A 513-nucleotide genomic window follows, 5' to 3' on the forward strand; every position below is an offset into this window, starting at 1 on the left:
GCCTCGAAGCGCCCGCCCGGGTTGGCGGTGGCGCCCCGGCCGCGCAGCGTTTCCGACGTCGCGGCGAGCCGGCGTCGCGGCGTGGATTCGGCGCCGAGCGGAGGACGGGGTGTGGACATCGGACTGGCAGCACCCCGGCGGAAGCGTGTTTCACATGGAACATAACAGGAACGAGGCCGGTCGGATACGCCTCGATTTTAGGCAGTTTCTCGGGCTTTGTGGCTGTGGTGCAACGCTGGGCCGCCGCGTCGAGCCGGCCTGCCCGCGCCCGGCGAAAATACGGTATGCGCGGCCATGATCTCCGCCCTGGTTCATGTCGCCGACCCCGGCGATGCCGATGCGATCGACCGTCTGGCCGACACCCTGGGCGCCCTCGTCGGAGGCGTGGCCGCCGGGCTCGTGGGTGACGCCGTGATCGTCGCCGCCGCGATGGGCGAGGCGGTCGACACGATCGCCGACGCGACCGGCGCGACCCTGGTGGTGCCGCCGCGCGGATCGGACCGGTGGTTCGCC

General features: G+C 72.1%; 1 pseudogene. It reads left to right on the forward strand.

Annotated features, from left to right (window positions below):
* Positions 1-294: 294 nt before the first annotated feature.
* Positions 295-513, forward strand: a pseudogene (locus FV223_RS29620) (hypothetical protein); the annotation flags it as partial.

Origin of the sequence: Methylobacterium sp. WL116, assembly GCF_008039455.1 — a bacterium.
Taxonomy (GTDB): domain Bacteria; phylum Pseudomonadota; class Alphaproteobacteria; order Rhizobiales; family Beijerinckiaceae; genus Methylobacterium.